This window comes from Arenibacter troitsensis (assembly GCF_900177645.1).
In the GTDB taxonomy this organism is placed as follows: Bacteria; Bacteroidota; Bacteroidia; order Flavobacteriales; family Flavobacteriaceae; genus Arenibacter; species Arenibacter troitsensis.
The window spans coordinates 275,829-300,268 of record NZ_FXAO01000007.1; the positions used below are offsets into that span (position 1 = coordinate 275,829).

Genomic DNA, 24,440 nt, shown 5'->3' on the forward strand with positions numbered 1-24,440 from the left:
AATTTCATGTCTACTGTAAAAACTAAAATAGGGAGAAGGTCCTTTATCAAAAGTTCGGCACTGGCCGGTGGTGGCATGATGCTCGGTTTTAGCTGGTTGGCTTCTTGTAAAATGTCCCCAGAAGAGGTGAACGAATTACCGAAGGAATGGTTCAAGATCAATGGTTATTTAAAGATTGCCGATAATGGACAAGTGACTATTTTATCTCCAAATCCGGAGGGCGGTCAGAATGTAAAAACGTCTATGCCGATGATCGTGGCCGATGAACTGGGCGTTGATTGGAAAGATGTTATTGTAGAACAAGCACCTTTAAATACGGATGCTTTTACCTTTCAGTATCTTGGAGGTAGCCAATCCATTCGAAGAGGATGGGAAGGTCTTCGAATGGCAGGTGCTTCCGCGAGGGCAATGCTCATCGCAGCTGCTGCAGAAACTTGGCAAGTTTCCCAGGAAGATATTACCACTGAGGGCGGATTTTTATATCATAAGAAAAGTGGTGCCTCCACAGGTTATGGGGAATTGGCCTCTGCTGCAGCAAAACTAGAAGTACCCGAAGAAGTACAATTAAAGGATATTGGGGATTTTAAGATTATAGGAACTTCTCAAAAAAATGTGGACGGACAAAAAATTGTGACCGGAAAACCGTTGTTCGGAATCGATACCCATCGCGAGGGCATGCTCATAGCCATGATCGTACATCCTCCTGCCTTTGGATTAAAGTTAAAGTCCATAGATGATACCGAGGCAAGAAATATGCCCGGAATCAAGGATATTTTCACCATCAACGTTTTTAACGACGGATATGAAAAGGCTTTCTTTGATACGCGGACCTTTAATGAAGTGGCGGTTATTGTCGGTGATTCCACCTGGGAGGTCATGAATGCCAAGAAAGCCTTAAAATTGGAATGCGAACCCATTGAAAGTTCCACAGATTCCCGGGACCGATTTGGCCGAAAATGGCAAGAGCATACCCCGGCCGGATTAGAAAATACAAGCGTACATTATGCTCAAATGGATGCCATACCCTCAAAAAGAGTAGAAGTAAGACGCCGAGACGGTGACCCTGATACTGCCTTTAAAAGAGCTGCAAAAATTATAGAGGCCACGTATACTGCACCATTTTTGGCACATAATTGCATGGAACCCATGAATTTCTTCGCCGATGTGACTGCGGAAAAGGCGGAACTTATCGGACCCTTGCAAAAACCAGAATTGACGGAGCAAACCCTTTCGGCACGTTTAGGAATGCCGCTCGAAAATATCGATATTCAAATGACCCGGTTGGGTGGTGGCTATGGTCGAAGATCTTATGCCCATTGGCTAGTGGAGGCAGCATTGATATCGCAAAAGATGAACGCCCCGATAAAATTGGTCTACTCCCGGGAAGACGATATGACCGATGGTATCTACAGACCGGCCTATCAGGCAAAATTTCGAGCGGGTCTGGATGCGGATAACAAATTGATCGTATTCCACGTGAATACCGGGGGTATCCCACAAAGTCCATTACACCAGGACCGCTTTCCTGCAGGTGCCGTTGACAATTATCTGGCGGAGGATTGGACCATCGATACCAATCTTACCGTTGGTTCCTTTAGGGCACCTAGTTCCAACTTTATGGCCTGTGCGGAACAGTCCTTTTTGGATGAAGTTGCGGAGGCAGCCGGGAAAGACCCCATTGATTTCCGATTGGAATTGTTGGACCGTGCCATCACCAATCCCCTAGAAGGAAAAACCAATGATTATGACCCTTTACGATATGCCGGCGTTTTAAAATTGGTCAAGGAAAAATCAAATTGGGGCAATATAGACAGTGGCTTGTCGAAAGGAGTGGCTGCCTATTTTTGTCATAATTCCTATGCCGCTCAAGTGTTGGAAATGCGCTGGGAGAATAATCAACCTATTATCGAAAAGGTAACCTGTGCTGTCGATTGTGGTATCGTCGTAAATCCTGATGCAGCTATTAATTTGGCCGAAGGAGGAATCGTAGATGGTATTGGTACCGCACTCTATGGGGAACTGACTTTTGTGGATGGGGTACCGCAAAAGAACAACTTCGACACCTACCGTATGATACGTATGGGCGAAGCACCAAAAGAAATCGATGTGCATTTTATAAAAAGTGACGTAAGCCCTACCGGCCTCGGAGAACCCACCTATCCGCCAATTTTTGCAGCGTTGGCCAATGCACTATATCAAGCTACTGGAAGACGCCATAATCATCAACCCTTTCTTACCAAGGAAAATGTAATCGGATAGCAAATTTGTTAGAAAATAGATAGTTTCAAATTAGGAACGATTTTTCGGACACTACCTAATTTCTTATCTCGCTCTTTTTATTGGCCGTTTTATAGAGCCGATATTTAGTCCTTTTCAGACAATTTATGAGGCCAAAAAAATCCCGGAAATAGTAAAAGGCCACCGATTTGGGGAATGGGGCCTTTTACTTGAACAACTTTAAGTAAATATATATGCGCCAAATTAGACCACAAAGAGGCAAGTAGCAAAGTTTTTGTTACGAAATACATTGTTTATGTGGTATACGGGCGCAATAGTGAGGTGTCGCCAAAATGATCAACTTTTTTATTCCGTTTAGACATTTAAATCTTCTTTCAGAAATAATATTTAAATTTCCAAAAATTTATTAGAAGTAATATGGCCACATATATCGCCGAGTACCTTGCCACCCATAAAATAATCATGATAGAAGAACACTCCTGTTTCATCTGGAATCAAGACGTTGGGGAAATAGATGTTGAAATGCTTAGGGGAAAGATTATTAGGGAATCCTCCGTCCACTTTTATAAGTTGTTGGTGGGAAAGAATTATAACGTGTCCCTAGAGGACATAAAAGTAGATATAATAAAGACCCAGATGTTCAATGGATGATCAAGGATCTTGTGTTAATGTCGCCTGCATGAACTGGAAGCTGACGAACAATTTTTCGGTATCGTTCTTTCTGCCTTGCCTACCTTTAAGTTATGGATTTCCGCACATTGGTGAAAGCAAAAATTGCTATTTTTAGGAGTTCTGCAACAGTCACGAACCTTTTTTGGGACAGCCCCCTTTTCTAAAATCGTGTCATTTATTGGTCGTTTAAGGGTACTATTATTATTCGCGAAAAAACATTAATTTGATAAACGATCATTCAGCTACCTTTGGCGGTAATTAGAAATACTGCACCTATGAAAAATTATCATCTATATTTCTACTTACTGCTAGTTCTTACAACTTGCACAAAGCCTAAAAATGTACAAATTTCTGGTGCGTTCTACCCAGATTCTACAGATCACATATACATTTATGCCCTTAATTATTTTACAAATAATGACGGAGATTTAATCATTGACTCTATAAACATTCAAGCTGATAAATCCTTTTTTTATGCATTAAGGCAAGAACTGCCTAAGTTACTTTATCTATCTACAACAAAGGTAACTCCACCCACTGTTAAGTTCTTAAAGGATCATCCGGAAGCTTACTATTTTTCCTTTTGTAGTAATTATTATTCTAATGGTGTTTATTTATACAGTGATCCAGGAAACTCCATTTCTATAAACTGGATTAAAAATGATGGGTCTAAAGATTCCATTATCTATGGAAGTACTAATGGAGACACTCAGCAATTCCTTAGAGACTTTTATGTAAAAGTTGGTAATGAAGAGTTTGATGAGGAATTAAGAATTGATGGAGGCTTCAAAAAGCTAAATCCGAAAAAAGCATTTGAATTGATACATTTAGCAAAAGAAAAAATGAAAGTGTATGCATGCGATAAAATGCCTCAAAACGCATCAACAAGATTTAAAAATTATATCGGAACTGAAATTGAATTAGGATCATTAAATCAGTTTCTCAACTGGTATGAATATGTGTATTCCGAAAATTTAGCTAAAGACTTTAAATCAAAAAGTTTACCTAAATTATATACGGATTGTTACGAGAATGCGATCTTGAAAAATTGGGATACTAATAGTATAGAATTTTACAAGTTTGTAGAGAAGTATATAACCTTCAAAATAAATTTGGAAAAAGGCTCGTTCAAGGAGTATTATTCATCGGAAGACTTGAAAACCCAGCAGGCTGCTAACTTACCCAACGAAAACATAAGGAATTTGTACCTTAGTAAATACCGTTAGTAATCGAATAGACAAGTATGCCATTAAATGACGGACTGCGCGAACATAGTCTCTTTAAACGAACATTTTTCGGGACACAACCAACTTTATGCATTCGTTCTTTTTATTGGCCGTTATATGCCGCTGAAAGTGGATACTTCCAGCTTTTATCTGGCTTTGTTGTTTCGAATAATTAATTACAACAAAGCTTTGTTCTGTGCATGAGGTTGGACAAATTTCAGCTCATAGGAAGACTCATTTATGAAATGATTTTTCGCTATTGGCAGAAAATAACAATGCTTTTGAGTACACATATATAATTGTTGCTGCCAAATAATAAAATTTTCAACAGTAAAATACACATTTAAGGTAATGGAGATTTAAGAAATTTCTGAACAAATAAACCGCGGTATAGTAAATTGGAAAGTTATCGCCCATGACGATAATATCTGGATAGTATTTAAAAAATCATAATAAACTTTGATTATTTTAGACATTAAACTCAACAGATTTCCTTTTTTAAAACTGACACCATATGGATGAAAGAATAAAAATATATTTGCTGACAGCATTACCTTTATTTTTTTGGTCCTCTCAAATCCTCGCTCAAAAAAATACACGAATTAACTCTCTAGCCCAGAAACTAGGCGCTTACGTAAATAATTTAGCGCCCGAAAAAGTATATATACAAACAGATAAAGATTTCTATATCGTTGGTGATACAATCTGGTTTAAATCTTATTTGGTGAATGGTGTGACTCATTTTGCTAGTGACAAAAGCAACATCGTTCATGTTGAGTTATTAGACGCAAATGGCGGTATGCTAGTAAAACGAAAACTTTATACCGATAATGGAAGCGCCTTCGGTGACATTGAAATTGACGATTCCATAACGGAGGGGGACTATCGCATACGTGCTTACACCAGGTACATGCTGAACGATGAGGATCTAGTTTTATTTGAGAAAAAAATTTCAATTTTGGCCCGGCCCATGACTATCAATGACAAATATAAAAGTGTAGGATTAGTTAATGCAGAAAAGGAGAAAAAACAAGAAAGGGAAGTTAGGAATTCTCAGATGTCAAAGCCCAACGTTCAATTTTTTCCAGAAGGCGGTAATCTAGTAATAGGCCTCCAAAGCGAGTTGGGCCTAAAAATAACCGACGAATTTGGGAACGGATTAGCCATGAAGGGCCACATTTTTGACCAAAAAGGCAATTTGATCAATTCCTTTCAAACCTATAATTTCGGTATAGGTGTCTTTCCTTTTACACCTAAAACCGGTACTAATTATTATGCTGAACTTAATATTGGCGGAATTGTGCACAGATACTCCTTACCTATGGCATTGGATAAGGGATATGTAATACAGCTTAAGAACCATGGCTCCCAAATAATAATCAAAGTTTCTTCTAATATTGACCAAGGACTCACGGGAACGTTAGTATTGGGTCATCTCCGAGGTGAAATCTTCCTTAAACATTCAAAAATAAATAGCAGTAAATCATCATATTTAATTAAATTTCCTACTTCTGAATTATCCGATGGAGTTGCTCATTTCACCTTGTTCAATCAGCAGGGGGAGCCAATTTGCGAACGCCTGACCTTTATCGACAATCCAGAAAACGAGATAGACCTTACTTTGACAACGGATAGGTCAGATTACAAGTTTCGTGAAAAGGTCGACCTTAATTTGTCTATTGCTGACACCCAAGGAAAACCTTTACAGGGTGATTTTTCCATAAGTGTCGCCCTCGATAAGAGCTTTGATAAAAACGATTCCAATATTAAAGGTTGGTTTTTGTTAAATTCCGATATGGGCAATACAGTAGAAAACCCATATTACTTCTTTGGTGAGGATTCCAATTTTCGGAAAAAATTATTGGATATATTGATGCTCACTCATGGATGGAGAAGGTTCGTTTGGAAGTCTTTTCTGTTAAATGAATCTAGTAGGCCGCTAGAGTACCTACCAGAGAAAGGGGTAATGATCAATGGAGTGACAAGGGCATTCAATAACCGTAATCAGCCAATAAAAGCCCTTACTACATTGAGTATCTTGGGGCAAGATGTATATCAAGAAAAAAGGCTGACCGATGCACAAGGGAGATTTAGCTTCGGACCCTTGGTCTTTTTAGATAGTGTTGAGGCCATTATAAATGCATCCTCTTCTATCCTTGGTAAAAACGAAAATAAAAAAATCTCTATTTATTTGGATACCGTAAAAACAAAAGTCAATATTGATAGCCTGACGACCCAGGAATCATATAAAAATACTTTTCCTATTCAAGAGGAGCTTATAAAAGAATATAGAGCTAAAGTAAGTGATTTAGAATATTCTCCTAGGGTTAATGCATTATCGGAAGTTATAGTAAAAGCAAAGAAAAAAAACAGAAAGGAAAGTATTGAAGAAGAATTGAACAAAATGACAGTTTATGGCACAGCCCAAAATAGAATAATTCCAGATTCGATACCTGGAAGGACATCGCGCACTGTTTTCGACGTTCTAACTCAGGTTCCAGGGGTACAGGTTTTGGGCACATTCCCGAACCAAAATGTTCGAATTAGAGGAATGAATAGTTTTAGCTCCTCCGGAGACCCACTTTTCTTAAAAGATGGGGTTCCTGTATCCGCCAATTTTGTTCAAAGCACGGCATTGAACGATGTGCTGTTCGTGGATATTCTCAAGGGAGGAGAAGCTGCTTTCTATGGTTCTCGTGGTACGAATGGAGTGGTTGCCATATACACAGATAGTGGTCAAAGCTTTGAGTCTGGGCTAAAAGAGCAGCCTGGTGTTGCCAATTTCGTGATTCCTGGGTTCTACAAAGCAAGAGAATTCTATCACCCAAATTATGGAGGCAAAAAAACCTACCATAAAATATCGGATCATCGCACTACATTATACTGGAATCCTGAAGTTATAATTACCGAGAAGACAAAAACCAATTTAAATTTCTATACTGGTGATCTGCCAGGAAATTATACCCTTAGACTGGAAGGGGTCACCTCTGATGGAAAACTTGTTAGTAAGCAATACAGCTTTAATATTCATAATTAAGCCTATTGCACGATTATCCACCAAAAGTAAACCTCTTTTAATTTTGCTAACCCTCTAGTCTAAATCTATAAAACCTAAATTTTGGAATGTTCTATAAAAAGAACGTTTTTTGGGACACGCTCAATTCAACATCGTGTAATTATTCCCACCTTTATATAGACTTTCTGTAGAAGCACTTGTCATAGATTATTCCAAGCCCCTACGGAAGTTGGGAAACCGCCACCTCCAAGCCGACCATGCCGACGCACATCGCCGATCCGCATTCGGTCGTCTTTCCAGTTACGGTTTCTCAACACCCTCGGAACCGCTCAAAAGTACAAACGGAAAAAGCCGCTTGACCTTTCCTCTCCCTACACACAAAAAAATGAAACGTTTACCTATTCTTCCATCATTTCTATATAACAAATAAGACCGTATAAATCGGTTATCTGTACCCATTTGGCCTAGTATGGTTCTATATGATTAACGATGTTAAATAGCTGATTATTAGTTTGTTATAATTCATTTTGATTGCCTATATTTATCTTCAAAGAAGATAGCAAGTTATGTTTTAAGCATCTTAAAACGCCTACTTCTTACGAAGTGAAAAACGATAAAATCGATTTAAAAATGGTTGGAAACAAAGGCGGCAGAAAACAGTTGGGGGACAGGAAACGGGAGCATGCCATAACGCTTCGGTTCAATGGCAGGGAACTGGAAAAAGTAAAGGCCATCCTGCAGTCCTATAACCTTGATTTTGGAAAAAGGGGAACTGTTGGCCCTTTCCTAAGAAAGCTTATCCTTAACAGGGAAACCATTAAGGAGAAACGGGTTCCCGATGGTATTTCGAACCTCAGTTACCAATTGAACAAGATAGGTACCAATATCAACCAACTGGTCAAGGTGGCCAACTACAGGAACATGCGGAGCCCAAATGCTAACGTAGATAGGGAGATGCAAAAGGCCAGCGAACTGGTGCTTGAACTCATGGAGACCATCAACACCAAAGATCAAGAATGATAGCAAGGATTCTATATCGGAACAGCGTTCAGGGAGTATTGAACTATGTATTGGGCAAGGCCGAAAGCACCATTCTCGGCTTCCAGAACACCTATTCCGATACGGACACCAATACGGAGTTTTTTGGAAGGGTCCTCTACTATCTCGGCAATCGGCACGATTCCGAAAAACGGTATGTACATGCCACTATCAATCTTCCCCGTGGCGAACAATTGGACGACAAGGACTTTTTTGAACTTTCCAAAGCTTACATGGAACATATGGGCTATGGGGAACAGCCCTTTGTTGTAGTACGCCACCGTGATACGAAGCACGAACATGTCCATATCGTTTCGACCACCATAAAGGAGGATTGTCTGCAGATAAATCTTAACAACGATTTCAGAAGGAACGTGGCCACCCAGAAATACCTGGAAAAGCAGTTCGGGCTCTCCCCATCTCCTGATATGCGGCAAGAAAAAGAACTTTTGATATATGGAATGCCCCAATTCAAGAACGAGGACATCAACGGGGTCAGGTTCTATTTGCAGGACATTGTAAACAACACTTTGCAAAAGTATAAGGTGAGGAGCTTTAAAGAGCTTTCCGAATTTCTGAGGCCCCACCACATTCAGCTAAGGACCGTAAATCACAATGGTAGGATAGGCGTATCGTTCGGCATCGAAGTAAAGGACAGCTACAGGTCGAGATTTATCAACGGTTATACCGTCCACCCACAATTGAGCGGTCCAAAACTGCAAAAGGTCTTTGAGCTCAACCAAAAATCCAAGCTATTGCCCATGGTCAAAAAACGGCTGGAAAAACAACTGCGTACCACTTTTGGACTTTTCAGGACCATCGGCCCCGAACACCTTCCCGATATCCTGAGATCCCATCAAAAATTGTATTGTAGGCTAAACTATGACGGACAGGGAAAAGCAGTGGATTTCTCGATATATGACAAATCGGGATATGTCCTCAATAGCAAAGAAATGGAGAAGGATATAGGAATCCTAGAAAACCCGGCACTGTTCGAATGTGAATATACCCAGATGTATGCGGAAAGCGTTCAGCTGCAATTGGAGCTCCAGCGGTGCATCAAGGAAGCCTATCGTAGCAGCTATCAGGATTCATGGAACAGGACCCTTTTTTCTGAACATATCATTAGGATGCCCATAAAGTCTATAGCTACGGAAATGGCCAAATCGGAACGCTTTAGGTTTCTTAGGAAGTATCTGCATACCGACAACCGAAACCTGGGCGATCTGATACAATTGCAGTTCGATATTGTAAAGGATAAGCTTTATAATATGGAATCAATAAGGGAAGAACGGGAATTGCAGGCAAAGGCCGGACTTATAAAACAGGTAATTGACAAACAGCTTTTTGATCCGCCAGGGCAAAGGGAATTCCTTTTTGAGCTTTTGAAAAGTCTCGGGACCAAATATGATAGGGGAATCCTCACCTATGCGAATTCTTATCAGTACGGAGTCAAGCTAGATTTAGGCCATGAACCGATACCGAACCAAAACGAATTTTATGCCTCCCCGGGCTTTATGAAGGAGAACCAAAAAGTATTGGACGGACTTATGAACGACAGAACAGCCAAAGAAATTGGACTTAGGCCGACCTCGATGTTCCTACCATTGATGTTCCCGAACCTCTATCAAACTATGAGCCAGTCATATAGGCAAATGTTTGACCGGTTGAGCCTGAAGGCCTTTCATAAATATGCAGAGCGTATGCAGGTATCCTTCGAGAAATCTCCGAACGACTATATCACGTTTTTTAATGAAAAAGGCTTTTATTTTGAGAAAAGGGAAGGGAGACTATGCATCGGTTCGATATATTCCAAGTATCCGGTCGATGTTCTGCTTTCACTAAAAACACAAGCCTATCTGGAATCATCAAACGATCTGAACAAGACCTTGGAGAACCAAGCGAAAATCTTGGAGGATATCACAACTAACGAGCAGGATAACCTAAAAAACCTCTGGTCGTCATACTTGATAGAACGGGGACAATATAAAAAGGCATCCTATCTTTTCGTATTGGATGGGGCCAGGCCAAACCTCCCCATTGAGATATTGGAACACCATATGGAAAACGGGTTGAGGGAAGCACTGCACACCGTTGCCAAAATACAGATTGACAGGAAGCAGGCAAATCTTCTGAGAATAGGTGTCTATGCGTTGGGCAATCTGTTGGGAAGTGATAATCCCAAACCGGAAGAAGCCTTCAACGGCTTTAAGGATGAATTGACAGACTATTCCAAGTATAAGGGCAAAGGTCTTTCTATGTAGGCTTTAGGCAATGGGTACAATACGAAATTTAGCATCTTAGCTCGTGCTTTTTTGTGGATAGGAGGAACAAAACATAAGTTACTAAAGATTGGGAATGTTGAGCACATTATAATCTCATATACCACCATGGGAATTTGGAGGAAAAATAGAAAACCAAAAATTGTTTTATACTTAGACGAATAATCGTGACATCAATCGCGGCATTTTTATGGAAAACCCTTTATAATAGGGATTTAATCTCGACATAAATCCTATAAAAATAGTGGCTTTCTAAAGCTTATAACTGCTAGTGTCGATGATATATTCAGTACCCCTCTCTTTACCATCTTTATTAAATATGGAGAGTTTCATAAGTTCATCAACCTCTCGTGAGACCGTTCTATCGGGAATAGTAAGTCGCATATCTTCTACGATTCCGTGATTTTAGCATTAATCTCATCTAGTATTTTTTCAGTGACGCTTTTGCCGTAGTGTTTTTCAGTTACCTGAACACTCGAATGGCCAAGTCCTGATGATATTTTTCGGATATCGATACCCATGTCAAGACCTATATTGGTCCAGGTATCTCGAAGTGTGTAGGTGGTTATCTTTTTCGAAATACCAGCTAAAGCTGCAATTTTATTGGCATACTTATTAAAGATTTTGACTTTGCCATTATTGACCTTATGTAGACGTTCTGGCGTGGTATTGGGTGGAATAATTGGAAAGAGGTAATCTTCATCTTTTTGATCCTTGAGGTAATGGCGGATAATATTTAAGGACTCTTCATTTTGAAGAACACTAAAATAATCTCCTTCATAATGAGTTTTTTTGCGAAAATATTTGATACGATTATCCTCAAACTGAAACCACTTTAGGATTGCAACATCAAAGAAGTTCATGCCCATATTATTGAACATAAAAAGAAGATAATTCCTATTATGCCAAATCGGAGTATCTGGTTCTAATTCCAATTTTCTGATTTTATGAATATCTGACAATTCAATAGGTGCTGGAGCGTTTTCATGGCTCTGCTTTTTAAAATTGGAGAGTGGCCTATGATCTTTTAAGTCCTCAAATGCTTTTCCCGCATCGTTCATAATCGCTTGAAGACTTCTTAGGTGCATGGCAGGCGTATTTTTGGATTTATACCTGTTGCTCATATAGGCTTTGAAGTCCTTTAAAAATGAGTAGTCTATAGACTTGATTTCCATATCCAAATCTTTGAAGTTCTCTAGAGGAAACAATCCATTTTCCTTAACCTCATACAATGTTTTAATCAACATGGTATCATCCTGACCTTTAAGTTTTTTTCGAAATTTGATTAAGGCCTTCAATGCGTCCTCGTAAGAGCTTGCCGTTGAAAATCGCTGTTCCATACGAAGTCGGTGGAGATACACTCCCCCATAATTAAGGATTGTACGAGAGGGAGATTTTTTAAAAAAGCATTGCTCTATTTCTGATTTTAATCGATCCATATCCCACCTCCTTATTTCACCCTCGTGCTCATCGATCCATAAATCCACATCGGAAAAAGTTTTTTGGGTCCGTTTAGTATGGCGCACAGAGTTCAATATACCTGTGATTTTCCCTGTCCTAAAATCGTATTGGTTTTCCTTTAGGTGTAAATTGAATGGAATGTAGCGTGTTTTTCGGTTATGATTAATACACAAAACCAACATGAATTTATTATCTTTAGTGGTGTTAGATGCCCGTTTATCGAAGGTTATCTTAATTGTGGCCATGAGGAAGAAGGATTTATTTTCAGCGTGCTTTCAGCGTGCTTTTTTTGGTTTCATATGGTTTAATCTGAAACTAAAGATACGTAAAACACCTGTAAAATAAGCATTTAGGCATATATAAAATCATATGAAACTATAAATGAACCGACTGTTAATCAGAGGGTCCTTGGTTCGAGCCCAAGAGGGGGAGCTTAATTAGAATAGGCCTTGCGAGAAATCGTAAGGCCTTTTTCTTTTCATGGGGACAACATAGGGACAACATTTATTTTCCGTTCCATTTCATCACTTTTATTTATATTTATTGGTAGGAAGATTGGATCTCAATGGAAAAATTCATCCAAAACGCCGGTAAGGCACTTGCCAGGGTACGGACCGCCACCAATGATTTTCTGAACGAACGGATCGGTGGCAATAGGGGAAACCTTATTTTTTTCCTTGTTTGTGTATATATCCTGTTCATACTTCTTGTTTCCGTCGTTATCAATTTTAGGTCGCTTATCGACCATTATCAGATATATCTTGGGTTGTTATTGGCCTTGGTTCTGGCCATACTTTGGGTGGCCGTTTTTTATGAGTCCGAATCCCATATGGCCAAGGACGGACATGGTTTTACAATGGAGCGGTTAAAAAGGTCAAGGATGAAGTTCCATCTTTTGGATCTGGACCCTGATGGGCAAAAGGAACTCGAACGCATACTCTTGGGCAGGAATGTCCTTACCAAGATCAACTTTACCATGGGCAACAAAAGCGGGGAATCGGCAAACCACCGTTTACTTTTTGTCCTGTTCGATGAGATCATGGTCGGGGGAATTACCGAGATAACGGGAGAACGGAAACAGGAATTCTTCCAATTTTTACAAAACTCATTTCTTATGAACGGTGAACCGATCAACCCCAATACCCTAAAGTCCAGTTTCTCCTCTTGGAAGGCCGATCAGGAAAAGACAAATTCCAAGAACCAACGGAAATTGGTAAAACAGATGCTGGGCAAAGCATAATTATAGCATAATCCTTCCCAAACCCCGATTATCGTATTGACATGTGCATATCTGTTGCCATATGTTTGTCCCGTACAAAAGAGCGATCGGCCGGTTGCACATTCTTCAAAATCCTAAAAATACGATAATGGAAAATCAACAGGATGTGGTAACACTACTTACACAGATCAAGGGGCTATTGGCCCACAACAAAAAAACGCTCAATGTGGAAGACCTGGCACAATACACCGGACTCTCCAAAAGCAAGATCTACAAACTTACACAACAGAAGCTCATCCCCATGGGCAACAACCCCAATATACGCCAGAAATTCTTCGACAAGGATACCATCGACGCATGGCTCCTAGGGGAGCCCGATCTTTCCGATGAGACCTTGGAACATAGGTTCAATGAGTCTCTAATAAAGAATAGGAGGTAAACGGATGTCCATTGGCATGGAACCCACGGAAAGGAATTTTCAGGGCATCTGGATACCCAGATCGATCTATCTAAACAAAGAGGTGAACTGGTATGCCAAGATCCTTTTCTTGGAGATACACAGCTTTACGGAAAACGGGAGGGAATGCTATATGTCCAACAGGTACATCGCCTCCTTCCTGCATATTTCCGAACGACAGGTCAGCAGGTACATTTCCGAACTGAAATCCCTGGGCTGGATTGAGGAGACCTCCTTCAACGGAAGGAAGCGATACCTGAGAAGTCTGCTCCGTTTTGGGTTTAAAATGGGCGACCCTGCCCTGACAAGAGTGTCCGGGCTGCCTAGACAAAAATGTCCAGGCAGCATGGACAAAAATGTCGAGTATACTAAACAAGTAACAAAACAAGGAAAAAAAGAATTTACCTTTTTAAAAGAAGAAAATAAAAATAGAAGTCCAATATTGGAGTGATCGATATGGAAAAGGGATGGTCGGAACATTTTCGGAGAAAGGAAACGCAACCAAGACCGTTATGCTCCCCGGAAATTTTTAAAAAAGTTTTTTTCAGGGCGGCACAGGAATTTTATGCCCGCATAGATCTCGACTTTGAAGTGGACGGGACCAACAAAAATTTCCTCGGGCATTTCTGCAGGTACTGGAACCGGGACCCTGCATTCGAACTAATTGAAAATATCTCCCTGAGGAAGGGATTGATGGTCTTTGGTTACTATGGAACCGGAAAGACATCGAGTTTTAAGATCATCCAGAACATGTCTAGACAATATGGTCTCCGGGCACTTTGGTTCCCATCCATCAGTGCCCAGGAAGTGGTGGACAAGTACAATGCAGAAAAGAACAAGGACGATGTCATAGACTACTATTCCAAGGGAACCTTCCTGTTCGATGACCTGGGATCCGAAACGGTGGCGAACAATGTTTACCAGTATGGAAAAGAGGATATATTCGTCAGGATATTGCTCAACCGTTACCGCAATTTTGAGGACCTTGGGACAAAAACGCACATCACCACCAATCTGAACTCTTCCCAAATAGAGGACCGGTACGGGAGGCAGATCTCGGACAGGTTTGTAAGGATGTTCAACCTTTTAAAGTTGGACGGCCCCAGTCGGAGAAAGTAGCTGGTGAAAAGAAAAATAGACTTAAAGGTGGTTGTTAAGGTTTTAAAAGGGGATTATGGGCCATAAGAAGAGAGGCAAAAAATGAAGCATATTATCCTACATAATTTTTCTTTGGTGCCTTCATTTTGGGGTATTCGAAAACCGGTAGCGTAGCGTATAAGGTTTGGAATAGCAAGAGGGTAACGCGCTGAAGCGACGTTACTATTATTAAATTGTTGAATATCAGTTATTTAAATTCAGTGTAAATGGATTTCACTGTGGCAAATTGACTAAAAACACTTGTAATACATTGGATTCATTGACAAAAATTACTGTAGCCGAATTTTTTAAATATAAAACAATACTTATAAAGCACTGAAAATCAATATGGTAATAATATTTGGCTTTTTGGCGAAAATAATTGGTAACGCAAATTTGCACCATATGATGGGTGAACCCCAATGAATGCTGATAAAATTTACTGTAATGGAAAGAAATGTCAAGAGAAAAAATACTTTTTCGGCTATTAGTATCAATAGAATAACAGCGGAACGTTTTAGGGAATATTCCAAGACCGTTGCAAAGTCCCATTCGGACACCATTGATACGATGATCGATTTTTTTGAGAAGGCCAATATTACCCCTAAGAGCCAGGTGATTAGTAGCTTTATCAAGTATCAGGTTTATCTCGATGGCAGGTTCGATTATATTGAACAACTTTTAAGGGATCTGGAACGAAAATACCTTAAGCCTACACACGATATACTTAAAAGTCTTTTCGACGGGGTAGCTCCTAAGAAGAAGGAAAAACAACAGCCTTTGCTTTTGAATCGGAACACCATAAAGATGACCAAGGAGGAATGGCGCATGGAGGAGGAAGTTGTTCCCATTGCCAAATACAATGAGGCTGTTAGGGGGAGGGATGAGGATAGAAAAAAGTTCAGGGAAGTATTGCGCAAAATTTCTATTGTGGAACCAACCTTTGGCAAACCCTACTTTAGAGTTGAATTGGAGGCCGATGAATTGGAAAGGTTAAAAAGGGAGTATTTGGGCCGGTATATCTATTGAGTCCCAATCATGAGTAGGTGCGCCCTAATTCGATTTTACATGACGCTTATCTTTCCGAACACTATAAAATCGAATTAGGATCCATGCGCAAAGTTTTTGGGTAAGGATTTGGGGTTTAAATGTTAAAGTTTGAAGTAAAATTAAGATGCAATAGATTAGTACTAGTTTTTAAAACCTGGATGTTTTTTGTTGAATAATTGATTCCGAATGCATTTAAAAAGTTGATTTACCATAATGGCAAGTGGACTATTGCACTTGTTTCAAGATCCAATTGGTCATTTCTGTAAGAACAACTGGAGAAAACGTTTCCTCAATGGTTCCATATTCATTGGGAGAACCTGTTTCACATTCTTGAAATAAGTGGTTTAAATTGGGAAACTCCATCACAGTTACTTTTTTGTTTCCCTGTTTTTTCAATGCAAAATCTATTGCTGTTAAATTCTCTTTTGGCGGTACTTGTAAGTCTTTTTCCCCATTTATAGCTAATACGGCACAGTCCACTTTTTCCAATACAATGGCCGGATCATGTTTTAAAAAATTAGCCATCCAAGGTGTGGCCATAAAATTTATCTGCATAGAAATAAACTGTTCCTCTGTTATTCCTAGAGGCAATAATGCTCTGGATTCCGTATTTTGAAATTCCTCTGTCAAGTAAGTTCTTAAGTCAGCTTTTAAGGAATTAATATCTTTGGATGCAAGGGTCATAGCAATCATTTCGTCCCTGATCTCCCCAGATCGTTTTATTTTGGCTTCGGATATCCCAGAGGCTTTTTCAATTAATTTTCCTTGTAAGGATAATAACTTATCTCCCGATATTCCTGGCCCTGCCATTAAAACAATAAAATCTATGTCTTTGGATTCTACAGCTACCATGGGCGCAATCATGCCGCCTTCGCTATGACCTACCAAACCAATTTTAGTGACATCGATTTCTTTTCTGGTTTTTAAATAGGCTACGGCACTCTTTACATCGGATGCAAAATCGACAGAGGTCGCGCTTGCAAAATCACCGGTAGATTGCCCAATACCTCGATCGTCAAACCTTAAAACAGCAATTCCGTTTTTGGTTAGATAATCGGAAATAATGAGGAAGGGTTTATGTCCTACGATTTCTTCGTTCCTATCTTGCGGGCCACTACCTGTTATTAACACCACTGCAGGGTACTTTCCTTGTTCTTTGGGCATGGTTAAAGTACCCGCTAAAGAGATGTTGGCATCAACATTTTGGAAACTTACGTCTTCTGCAAGATAAGGATATGGCTTTTGGGGTTCCTGAGGCCTTTTTACCGCAGTTTTTTCGATCTTATCCTTTGAAAAATCCAATGGCAATGTCATTCCTCCCTGTATAAAAGTTCCTTTAAAGGAATCGTCTGCAAACTCCCCCTTATATTGGATTCCCAATTTGACCACAGTTAATTTAATGGTAGAACCCATAAATAATGTCGTATCTACAGGAATGTCGTAGGCACCTTGGTCCGGACTGTCCAGGGTGGAAGTATAGCCTTGGTCCGTTTTGGTAATGTTTATGGCCAATCTTAAAGGAGAACCTGGAATATTTAAAAGGCCGTTCCATTGGCCGGTAATATCTTGCCCAAAGGCTGTTAGCGACATCGTGAAGGTTAGTATGGCTACAAGTGTTCTTAGTATTTTCATTTCTAGTGAATATTAGATTTGTTTGTAAGTATAAAAAAATATTTGTCAATGGGTTTTACTCTTCCATAACTTTTAGAAGTTCGTCAATTTTCTTCAATCTAGGGGTAATTTGCTTTTTAATTGCTCTTTTGTTCAAAATATAAACAATAATCCCTGACACTATTAATCCTCCAAGATTGACTAGTAGATCTTTTATGTTATTTATCGCTCCTATGGAGAATAAAACTATACCTATTGCAATAGGTGAAAAATACCAGTATATAACAGTGTCCAATAACTTTTTTTGAATAAAGAGGTACTGCTTAGTTTTAATTAGATAATCCCTGTATGTTTCAGTAAATGAACCTGGTCTAATTTTTTTTGCTTTTTGTAACCTAATAATTATGTATATAATGCTAAGTATAATCCATATTGCACCAATTTTAGAAAGTGTAAAAGGAATTGTATAAGCAATGTATACAAAGATTGGAATTATTATAATTCCCGGAATTGTTTCCATCAAATCCCTATATTTTATTGTTCTATGAAAACGATCCAAACTGGACTGCACATCAATCATCAGTTTGGATTTCTCAAACTTTATCCGTTCCTGATTCGGGGAGGACTGCCAAATCTTTATCAATTCATCTTCCATCATGAGGCTTTGTTTATACAGTTCAATAATTTTTTCTTGATTCTTTTTACCTTGACCACAACAGTATTTTCAGTCAGTTCCAATATGCTCGATATCTCTTTATAGGGCAGTTCTTCTAAATAGAGCGTAATAACTGCCTTATCGGCCTCGTTAAGTACTTTAATACAATTTCTTCGTTGTGCCAGTTGTTCGTTCTGTTCTTTATATTCCTTTTCGGATGGAAGGTTGGCGAAGGTGCTATTGTCCATATGAAGGAAACGTTTTTGCTTTTTGATATCCTTGGAATGAAAACGAAGACAAACATTCAGGGTGATACGGAATATCCATGTAGACAGTAAAGAGTTGAACTTAAAATTTGGCATTGATTGCCAAATATGTATCAATACTTCTTGGAAAAGATCTTTGGTATCTTCGGCATCTTTGGCGTAAACGGAACAGATTCTAAGAAGCTTTTGCTCATTTTGTTCCAATGCCTCTAGAAAGGTATTTTCAAGTTCTTTGTCCATACTTATATCTTGTCTCTAATATATTAGTTACAAGGGCTTTAAAAATATGACACTTTGGGGCATTTTTTTTTGAAGATATATGTCAAGAACCTTCAAATGTTGGTCTCAAGTGCTATATAGATATAGGCAACAGCCCGGATCGATTTAATTAACGGCTTGATGACTATTGAAAATATTGGTTTATGGTTCTATTTGCCGTTCTTTTTGGTCGTTTTAATAATTCGATTTTATTACCATTTTGCCTCTCAAATTATATTCTTCTCCGATTGTTATTGTAACCTTTCCCTCAATTTTTCTTGCCTATAATAGAGGTTGAGATCATCCAAGAGCGCCTCCTCCCCTTGTGGTAAAAGTCTATTGGCAATGGTTAGTATTTGACGGATGTATTCCTTTTCATACCTATCATTGATCTCATCACACAATTCAGGGTCGATTGTCTTCATAGCTAGGTAGAGCATGGCTCGGACGGTCAACATCAAATCCACATGATTATCTACATAGAAAAGACTTACCTCAAACTTATTTTTAAAGAAGGTGTGGGGTTTTAAGGTAGGATGGTGGTCCATTGCCTGATGCTTTAAGCTATTGATCAGTTTTTCTTCGTTCGGGTTCATAGCTGGTGATCTTTAGGAGATTTTGTAGTGGTATTGTCTAAATTGGTCAGCTTTTCGGTTACGTAGTCCATAAAATCCATTTGACTAGACGGAAGTATATTTAGGACCAATTCCAGCACCCTGCAAATGCTGTCATGTTTCGTTACGTTTTGATTGTTCGGGGACAATAACAATCCGTTCCCGTCCAGAGCAAACACACATACTTCCAGAAGGCTCGCAATGTTCAACAGCAGATCATTGTTGTCCTTGACCTCTAGGGATATCGTATGATTTCCTAATGGATTACCAGGATCCTGTTTTAAAAGCCCCATAAGATTTTGGTGCCGTTTATGAATGTCCTTCAGGGTTTTTCTTTTTTTCTTTTTCATCGGCTTATTTTTATGATAGTCATTTGGTTTCCAAATCCGGTAAAATATCCCGGATTTTATCAAGGAATTCCATTTCCTCATAGGGCATCATATTGAGTACATATCCAAGTACTTCTCGAATGTTCTGTTCGGGTTCTGGAACAACACTATTTGGAGTGCGTTCCGCATCCAATGCCGTGATGCATACCTTTAACAAACTGGAAATCATAAAGGAGGTTTCGAGATAGCCATCGGTAATAAGGTTTACGGTATAGAGTTCCTTTTTGGAGGGGTAGCGCTTTAAGGTATGGAAATGCTCCTTGGCCAATTCATTAATTTGATCCAAAGTAACATTGTCTTCTAATCCCAGTTTGGCTATATTGGTAGTATCTTCATTAATTAAATTGGATTCTCTGGATGATTCTGGATTCTCCCAATGCTTTCGATATTCTGGATTATTAATGTTTTGTCCTTGTTTACTTATTTTCTTTCCCATAGCTACATTTTTTATGAAGACCCCTTGTCATATTTTGAGAACATTCACCTAATCGTATCTATAATGAATACATTAGTGTAGAAATTCGTTACTAATGTATTTAAAATTAAACCAAATTCAAAACAAAAGTGTAATAATTTTACACAAGCGTATATACTTTCTAAATTTATGTAATCAATAATTACATTTTGGATGACAAATTTAGGCTTATACTTAGCTAAGAAATCGATTAATAAGGCGGAGGTTGCCAGAAGAACTGGGTTGAGTAAATCTCGTTTAAGTCAATTAAGCTCTAACGAAACAACCAAACTTCGCGTGGATGAACTTTATCTAATAGCTTTGGCAATCGATGTGGATCCTAGTGAATTATTGAACGAGGTTTGCAAGGGGCTACATTTGCCTGAGTAATCTGAGATTCTATTATTTTATTTAGCCGTTTGTTGCAAGAAAGCTGAAAAAAATGGCCGTCGGAGATAGACAAAGGTTCATAACCGAAATTTTAGAAAAGTCTCTAAACCAAAGAGCGGAGACGGACTGTAAATTCGACTGGTTCGTAAACAGCCATTCCGAATTCCATTTTGGGAAATATTTCAAGAATATCCATAAAATTTTTCAAGGACTGAATGGTAACCTGTTCGCAAATCAAAACAAACGGACTTCATATTTGCGATGTGATGCCTATTTTGGAGGGAAATACAATTTCATATTTGAGTTTGACGAATATCAACATTTCAGTTCTGCACGATTAGCGACTTTGGACAACTATCCAAAACGTATTAAATTAAATTTTTCTAAATCGGACTGGAGAAAATATTGTTTGGCGAACAGATTAAGAGCTGACCGATATCGTTATTCAAAAACCGCGACGGATTTTAATTTTGAAGGCGGTCGGACTGCACAAAGAGCATACTTGGACTGTTTTCGGGACTTTCTGCCATGTGAAAACGGACTTAATCCTACATTGCGGATAAATGAATTCGAAGTTGCCGACATAGTTTTGAATAACAAAGAAAGTCAGCGGAAGTTAAAAGTGCTGGTGGAAAACAAACTGAACGGAAAAGCCAGCTTGTAACATTGTGTATAGCCCATTCGATAGGATTTCCTAAGCGGTAATCACCGCAATCAGCTATCTTTAGGTCTACGGCGGAAAGAATCCTGCGGATTTTTTCGCAACGAGCCAAACAGGTGACCGTTACACGTCAACAGATTAAATCCGATCTTATGCGGAAAATCCTTGTCCGGATTTGAAAAATCTTCTTATATTCGGAATTCTCTTACGAGAACTTTCCCTCGAAAAAATATAAAAATAAGCGACCTGTTAAGGTCGTTATTTGTGTGTAATTGCCATGGAATATATTAATAGGAATTGCTTGCTATGTAAACTGTGAAGTTGATATTCGTAGTGGTAATTGTGGTTTTCCGTATTTGGTTGAACAATTTTGGATTTAATTTTAAACAGAGGAAAATGGTAGAATTTTCAAATGAAAAATGCAGTTTTATTATCTGGCCTGCTCTGGTAGGTAAACATGCAAGGATTGTGGATATTTGTTTATTATAAGTGTAATAGCATGTTAATACTTTTTGTAGAAGACATAAGATTTTAATATTTAGAGTATATAAATGGCCAAAAAAATTGAAGAAAAATCAGAAAATTTAGAAAAAAAACTGTGGAAAACCGCAGATAAGCTTCGAAAAAATATCGATGCAGCCGAGTACAAACACGTGGTGCTTGGTTTAATTTTTCTAAAATACATTTCAGATGCGTTTGATGAGTTGCACCAAAAGTTACTAGAAGGAAAAGGTGAATACGTAGGTGCCGATCCAGAGGACAAAGATGAATACGGAGCAGAAAACGTATTTTTTGTTCCCGAAAAAGCCCGTTGGTCCTACATTCAGTCTCAGGCCAAGTTGCCCAATATTGGGAAACTGATTGACGATGCCATGGATCTAATTGAAGCGGAAAACAATACCTTAAAAGGGGTCTTGCCCAAAACCTATGGACGGACTAATCTAGACCCCCAGACCTTAGGAGGCTTAATAGATACTATTGGTACCATTGCCCTGGGAGATGAAAAAGCCAAAAGTCAGGATGTTTTGGGACGTGTGTACGAATATTTTCTAGGACAGTTTGCCCTCAACGAGGGTAAGAAAGGAGGGCAATTCTATACTCCTGAGAGTATTGTGAAGCTCTTGGTGGAAATGTTGCAACCATATAAAGGACGGGTTTATGACCCTTGTTGTGGTTCGGGAGGAATGTTTGTGCAATCGGAAAAGTTTATTGAAAGTCATCAAGGGCGATTAGACGATATTTCAGTGTATGGACAAGAAAGCAACCAAACTACGTATCGTTTGTGTAGAATGAACTTGGCAATTCGCGGTATAGATGGATCCAACATAAAATGGAACACCGAAGGTTCATTTTTAAATAATGCCCACAAAGACTTAAAAGCCGATTATATCATAGCCAATCCACCGTTTAATGTAAGCGACTGGAGCGGCGAGCAATTGCGAGACGATGCACGTTGGCAATACGGTGTGCCTCCAACAGGTAATGCCAATTTTGGTTGGGTACAGCACTTTTTATATCATTTAAAGCCAGATGGTGGACATGCCGGTTTTGTACTGGCCAACGGTTCGTTAAGTTCCAATACTGGTGGCGAAGGTGATATCCGTCAAAAACTGGTAGAGAACGATCTGGTAGAATGTATTGTGATGTTGCCTAAAGCCCTATTCTTCAATACTGGCATTCCAGCTTGTTTATGGTTTTTACGCAGAGGCAAAAAGCAGCGTAATGGCGAAGTGCTCTTTATTGATGCTTCCGAATTGGGTTATATGATAGATCGTAAAAACAGAACCTTTGCTCCAGAAGATATTGCGAGGGTCACCAAAGCCTACCATAGTTGGCTCAACCCTAAAATGCCTGCATCGAGTGATTCCAAGAGAAACGAGGAATTGTATAGAGATGTCAAAGGCTTCTGCAAATCTGCTTCCATAAAAGATATACAAAAGCACAAGTTTGTTTTAACCCCAGGGCGTTATGTAGGTATTCCCGATGAAGAGGATGATGGTATTCCGTTTCAGGAAAAAATAGATGCTCTTACCGAAAAACTGAGAACGCAAATGGAAATGGCTCAGCAGCTCGACCAAGAAATAAAATCACAACTGGCTAAAATTGGGATTGAGTTATGAGTAATTGGAAGGAAACTGAAATAGGTAGAATTCCAAGTCATTGGAGAGTTGGTACAATAGATGAAATTGCTGCTGTGGTCACTGATGGAGCACATAGTTCACCAAAGCAATTTATTGGTGGTCGTTATATGGCTTCTGTAAAAGATATGACTTATGATAAATTTGTGTTTACTGACTGTAAAACAATTAGGGAAGATGATTTTCAAAAGCTTAAAAAACAAGGCTGTTCTCCTCAAAAAGGAGATATTCTTATTTCAAAAGATGGAGAAAAATGTCTGGATTTAATATTTGTATATAACCAAGTTGATGACATCGTTCTTTTATCTTCAATAGCTATTGTAAGATTAAAGGATGGTTTTAATCCATACTTTTACAGATACTTTCTTCTTTCATATGTTGCTCAGACCATAATGTACAAATGGTTTCGGTCTGGTTCAGCTATTCCAAGAGTTGTTCTACGTGATTTCAAAAAGGTTCCAGTACCTATCATGGATAAAAGAGAACAAGATGAAATCGCAAATAAGATTCAGAAACTTGACCAAAAAATCACCCTGCTCCGAGAGCAAAACAAAACCTTAGAAGAACTGGCACAAACGCTGTTTAAGCGTTGGTTTGTGGAGAACGAGAATCCTGAATGGGAATTAAAGTCATTATCGGAAATAGTTAATATAAAAATTGGGAGAACTCCTCCAAGGAAAGAAGAGCAATGGTTTTCAAGGAGTAAAGAAGATGTCAAGTGGGTTTCTATAAAGGACTTAGGAAAAAGTGGGGTTTACATATTAAAAACTTCAGAATTTTTAACACAAGAAGCAGTTGACAAATATAAAATTCCTTTAATTCAGGAAAATACAGTACTTCTAAGCTTTAAAATGACCTTAGGGCGTGTAGGAATTGCGACTGAAACCATGGTTTCCAATGAGGCAATTGCTCAGTTCGTACCCAAGAGGAAAGAAATTACTCCTGAATTTCTCTATTTCTATTTAAAAACGTTTAAATACCAAAAATTGGGTAGTACTTCTTCAATTGTCACATCCATTAATTCCGGTATGATTAAAGATATGCCTGTTACAGTTCCTGATAAGGATAGCTTGAGTCATTTTTCAATTGCTGTCAAGACGATTTTTGATAAAATCAAATCAAATACTAAAGAAATCCAATCCCTCACTCAATTGCGTGATACTTTATTGCCAAAATTGATAAGTGGGGAGTTGAGAGTTATAAGTTAA

The 24,440-nt window shown here is 38.9% G+C and carries 22 protein-coding genes; 15 read left to right on the forward strand and 7 right to left on the reverse strand.

All coding sequences use genetic code 11. The features are described 5' to 3' along the window. The first annotated feature begins 6 nt into the window (after window positions 1–6). From B9Y87_RS16665 to B9Y87_RS16690, 6 genes are all read left to right on the forward strand, one after another. Window positions 7–2,259: a xanthine dehydrogenase family protein molybdopterin-binding subunit gene (locus B9Y87_RS16665; protein ID WP_085500096.1), complete on the forward strand. Its 2,253-nt coding sequence runs from the start codon at window positions 7–9 to the stop codon at window positions 2,257–2,259. Window positions 2,260–2,655: 396 nt separating this feature from the next. Then, window positions 2,656–2,889, forward strand: a complete 234-nt coding sequence (locus tag B9Y87_RS16670; protein ID WP_085500097.1) for a GTP-binding protein LepA — start codon at window positions 2,656–2,658, stop codon at window positions 2,887–2,889. 296 nt (window positions 2,890–3,185) lie between these two features. Then, window positions 3,186–4,136, forward strand: a complete 951-nt coding sequence (locus B9Y87_RS16675; protein ID WP_085500098.1) for a hypothetical protein — start codon at window positions 3,186–3,188, stop codon at window positions 4,134–4,136. A 799-nt stretch (window positions 4,137–4,935) separates the two neighbouring features. Continuing rightward, on the forward strand, window positions 4,936–7,173 hold the full coding sequence (locus tag B9Y87_RS16680; RefSeq protein ID WP_176225654.1) for a TonB-dependent receptor: 2,238 nt from the start codon (window positions 4,936–4,938) through the stop codon (window positions 7,171–7,173). Window positions 7,174–7,782: 609 nt separating this feature from the next. Continuing rightward, window positions 7,783–8,172, forward strand: a complete 390-nt coding sequence (gene mobC, locus B9Y87_RS16685; RefSeq protein ID WP_176225655.1) for a plasmid mobilization relaxosome protein MobC — start codon at window positions 7,783–7,785, stop codon at window positions 8,170–8,172. Continuing rightward, on the forward strand, window positions 8,169–10,454 hold the full coding sequence (locus B9Y87_RS16690) for a relaxase/mobilization nuclease domain-containing protein (protein WP_085500101.1): 2,286 nt from the start codon (window positions 8,169–8,171) through the stop codon (window positions 10,452–10,454). Before mobC ends, B9Y87_RS16690 begins: the two co-directional genes overlap by 4 nt. A gap of 407 nt (window positions 10,455–10,861) precedes the next feature. Here B9Y87_RS16690 and B9Y87_RS16695 read toward each other — a convergent pair whose 3' ends face one another. Then, complete coding sequence (locus B9Y87_RS16695; RefSeq protein ID WP_085500102.1) at window positions 10,862–12,178, reverse strand: tyrosine-type recombinase/integrase; 1,317 nt, start codon at window positions 12,176–12,178, stop codon at window positions 10,862–10,864. A 320-nt stretch (window positions 12,179–12,498) separates the two neighbouring features. Here B9Y87_RS16695 and B9Y87_RS16700 point away from each other — a divergent pair, with 320 nt between their 5' ends. The 5 genes from B9Y87_RS16700 to B9Y87_RS16720 all read left to right on the forward strand — a co-directional run bounded on the left by B9Y87_RS16700 (window position 12,499) and on the right by B9Y87_RS16720 (window position 15,775). Next, window positions 12,499–13,173 (forward strand): hypothetical protein, encoded by a 675-nt coding sequence (locus B9Y87_RS16700; protein WP_085500103.1) that lies wholly within the window; start codon window positions 12,499–12,501, stop codon window positions 13,171–13,173. Between the two features lie 127 nt (window positions 13,174–13,300). Next, complete coding sequence (locus B9Y87_RS16705) at window positions 13,301–13,591, forward strand: helix-turn-helix transcriptional regulator (protein ID WP_176225656.1); 291 nt, start codon at window positions 13,301–13,303, stop codon at window positions 13,589–13,591. A 16-nt stretch (window positions 13,592–13,607) separates the two neighbouring features. Further along, window positions 13,608–14,060, forward strand: a complete 453-nt coding sequence (locus B9Y87_RS16710; RefSeq protein ID WP_176225657.1) for a helix-turn-helix domain-containing protein — start codon at window positions 13,608–13,610, stop codon at window positions 14,058–14,060. 5 nt (window positions 14,061–14,065) lie between these two features. Further along, the gene (locus tag B9Y87_RS22085; protein ID WP_085500106.1) at window positions 14,066–14,728 is read left to right on the forward strand and encodes a P-loop NTPase family protein; all 663 of its coding nucleotides are present in this window, start codon (window positions 14,066–14,068) and stop codon (window positions 14,726–14,728) included. A 465-nt stretch (window positions 14,729–15,193) separates the two neighbouring features. After that, a complete protein-coding gene (locus B9Y87_RS16720; protein ID WP_139827266.1) occupies window positions 15,194–15,775 on the forward strand; it encodes a BfmA/BtgA family mobilization protein in 582 nt (193 codons plus the stop codon). A gap of 246 nt (window positions 15,776–16,021) precedes the next feature. Here B9Y87_RS16720 and B9Y87_RS16725 read toward each other — a convergent pair whose 3' ends face one another. From B9Y87_RS16725 to B9Y87_RS16750, 6 genes are all read right to left on the reverse strand, one after another. Further along, window positions 16,022–17,428: an alpha/beta hydrolase family protein gene (locus B9Y87_RS16725; RefSeq protein ID WP_085500108.1), complete on the reverse strand. Its 1,407-nt coding sequence runs from the start codon at window positions 17,426–17,428 to the stop codon at window positions 16,022–16,024. Window positions 17,429–17,483: 55 nt separating this feature from the next. After that, window positions 17,484–18,065, reverse strand: a complete 582-nt coding sequence (locus tag B9Y87_RS16730) for a hypothetical protein (protein ID WP_085500109.1) — start codon at window positions 18,063–18,065, stop codon at window positions 17,484–17,486. Beyond that, on the reverse strand, window positions 18,062–18,568 hold the full coding sequence (locus B9Y87_RS16735) for an RNA polymerase sigma factor (RefSeq protein ID WP_085500110.1): 507 nt from the start codon (window positions 18,566–18,568) through the stop codon (window positions 18,062–18,064). The genes B9Y87_RS16730 and B9Y87_RS16735 overlap by 4 nt, the downstream gene beginning before the upstream one ends. A 269-nt stretch (window positions 18,569–18,837) precedes the next feature. Next, entirely contained in the window at window positions 18,838–19,182 is a 345-nt protein-coding gene (locus B9Y87_RS16740) for a hypothetical protein (RefSeq protein ID WP_085500111.1), read from the reverse strand. After that, complete coding sequence (locus B9Y87_RS16745; protein WP_085500112.1) at window positions 19,179–19,550, reverse strand: hypothetical protein; 372 nt, start codon at window positions 19,548–19,550, stop codon at window positions 19,179–19,181. The genes B9Y87_RS16740 and B9Y87_RS16745 overlap by 4 nt, the downstream gene beginning before the upstream one ends. Window positions 19,551–19,569: 19 nt before the next feature. Beyond that, a complete protein-coding gene (locus B9Y87_RS16750) occupies window positions 19,570–20,025 on the reverse strand; it encodes a hypothetical protein (protein ID WP_085500113.1) in 456 nt (151 codons plus the stop codon). A 192-nt stretch (window positions 20,026–20,217) separates the two neighbouring features. Between B9Y87_RS16750 and B9Y87_RS16755 the strand changes: the two genes are divergently transcribed. From B9Y87_RS16755 to B9Y87_RS16770, 4 genes are all read left to right on the forward strand, one after another. Continuing rightward, a complete protein-coding gene (locus tag B9Y87_RS16755) occupies window positions 20,218–20,433 on the forward strand; it encodes a helix-turn-helix domain-containing protein (protein ID WP_085500114.1) in 216 nt (71 codons plus the stop codon). A gap of 52 nt (window positions 20,434–20,485) precedes the next feature. Then, window positions 20,486–21,097, forward strand: coding sequence for a hypothetical protein (locus B9Y87_RS16760; RefSeq protein ID WP_085500115.1), 612 nt, complete (start codon window positions 20,486–20,488; stop codon window positions 21,095–21,097). 548 nt (window positions 21,098–21,645) lie between these two features. Next, window positions 21,646–23,214, forward strand: coding sequence for a class I SAM-dependent DNA methyltransferase (locus B9Y87_RS16765; protein ID WP_085500116.1), 1,569 nt, complete (start codon window positions 21,646–21,648; stop codon window positions 23,212–23,214). Beyond that, window positions 23,211–24,440 carry a restriction endonuclease subunit S gene (locus B9Y87_RS16770; protein WP_085500117.1) on the forward strand — a complete coding sequence of 410 codons (1,230 nt, stop codon included), beginning with the start codon at window positions 23,211–23,213 and terminating at the stop codon, window positions 24,438–24,440. The genes B9Y87_RS16765 and B9Y87_RS16770 overlap by 4 nt, the downstream gene beginning before the upstream one ends.

Excerpts from the sequence above, each read along its gene's own strand:
- B9Y87_RS22085 (WP_085500106.1), top strand. The coding sequence starts at position 14,066 with ATGGAAAAGGGATGGTCGGAACATTTTCGGAGAAAGGAAACGCAACCA.
- B9Y87_RS16750 (WP_085500113.1), bottom strand. The coding sequence starts at position 20,025 with ATGGGAAAGAAAATAAGTAAACAAGGACAAAACATTAATAATCCAGAA.
- mobC (WP_176225655.1), top strand. The coding sequence starts at position 7,783 with ATGGTTGGAAACAAAGGCGGCAGAAAACAGTTGGGGGACAGGAAACGG.
- B9Y87_RS16720 (WP_139827266.1), top strand. The coding sequence starts at position 15,194 with ATGGAAAGAAATGTCAAGAGAAAAAATACTTTTTCGGCTATTAGTATC.
- B9Y87_RS16700 (WP_085500103.1), top strand. The coding sequence starts at position 12,499 with ATGGAAAAATTCATCCAAAACGCCGGTAAGGCACTTGCCAGGGTACGG.
- B9Y87_RS16675 (WP_085500098.1), top strand. The coding sequence starts at position 3,186 with ATGAAAAATTATCATCTATATTTCTACTTACTGCTAGTTCTTACAACT.
- B9Y87_RS16725 (WP_085500108.1), bottom strand. The coding sequence starts at position 17,428 with ATGAAAATACTAAGAACACTTGTAGCCATACTAACCTTCACGATGTCG.
- B9Y87_RS16740 (WP_085500111.1), bottom strand. The coding sequence starts at position 19,182 with ATGAACCCGAACGAAGAAAAACTGATCAATAGCTTAAAGCATCAGGCA.
- B9Y87_RS16730 (WP_085500109.1), bottom strand. The coding sequence starts at position 18,065 with ATGATGGAAGATGAATTGATAAAGATTTGGCAGTCCTCCCCGAATCAG.
- B9Y87_RS16695 (WP_085500102.1), bottom strand. The coding sequence starts at position 12,178 with ATGGCCACAATTAAGATAACCTTCGATAAACGGGCATCTAACACCACT.
- B9Y87_RS16745 (WP_085500112.1), bottom strand. The coding sequence starts at position 19,550 with ATGAAAAAGAAAAAAAGAAAAACCCTGAAGGACATTCATAAACGGCAC.
- B9Y87_RS16680 (WP_176225654.1), top strand. The coding sequence starts at position 4,936 with ATGCTAGTAAAACGAAAACTTTATACCGATAATGGAAGCGCCTTCGGT.
- B9Y87_RS16670 (WP_085500097.1), top strand. The coding sequence starts at position 2,656 with ATGGCCACATATATCGCCGAGTACCTTGCCACCCATAAAATAATCATG.
- B9Y87_RS16665 (WP_085500096.1), top strand. The coding sequence starts at position 7 with ATGTCTACTGTAAAAACTAAAATAGGGAGAAGGTCCTTTATCAAAAGT.
- B9Y87_RS16735 (WP_085500110.1), bottom strand. The coding sequence starts at position 18,568 with ATGGACAAAGAACTTGAAAATACCTTTCTAGAGGCATTGGAACAAAAT.
- B9Y87_RS16765 (WP_085500116.1), top strand. The coding sequence starts at position 21,646 with ATGGCCAAAAAAATTGAAGAAAAATCAGAAAATTTAGAAAAAAAACTG.
- B9Y87_RS16705 (WP_176225656.1), top strand. The coding sequence starts at position 13,301 with ATGGAAAATCAACAGGATGTGGTAACACTACTTACACAGATCAAGGGG.
- B9Y87_RS16760 (WP_085500115.1), top strand. The coding sequence starts at position 20,486 with ATGGCCGTCGGAGATAGACAAAGGTTCATAACCGAAATTTTAGAAAAG.
- B9Y87_RS16690 (WP_085500101.1), top strand. The coding sequence starts at position 8,169 with ATGATAGCAAGGATTCTATATCGGAACAGCGTTCAGGGAGTATTGAAC.
- B9Y87_RS16770 (WP_085500117.1), top strand. The coding sequence starts at position 23,211 with ATGAGTAATTGGAAGGAAACTGAAATAGGTAGAATTCCAAGTCATTGG.
- B9Y87_RS16710 (WP_176225657.1), top strand. The coding sequence starts at position 13,608 with ATGGAACCCACGGAAAGGAATTTTCAGGGCATCTGGATACCCAGATCG.
- B9Y87_RS16755 (WP_085500114.1), top strand. The coding sequence starts at position 20,218 with ATGACAAATTTAGGCTTATACTTAGCTAAGAAATCGATTAATAAGGCG.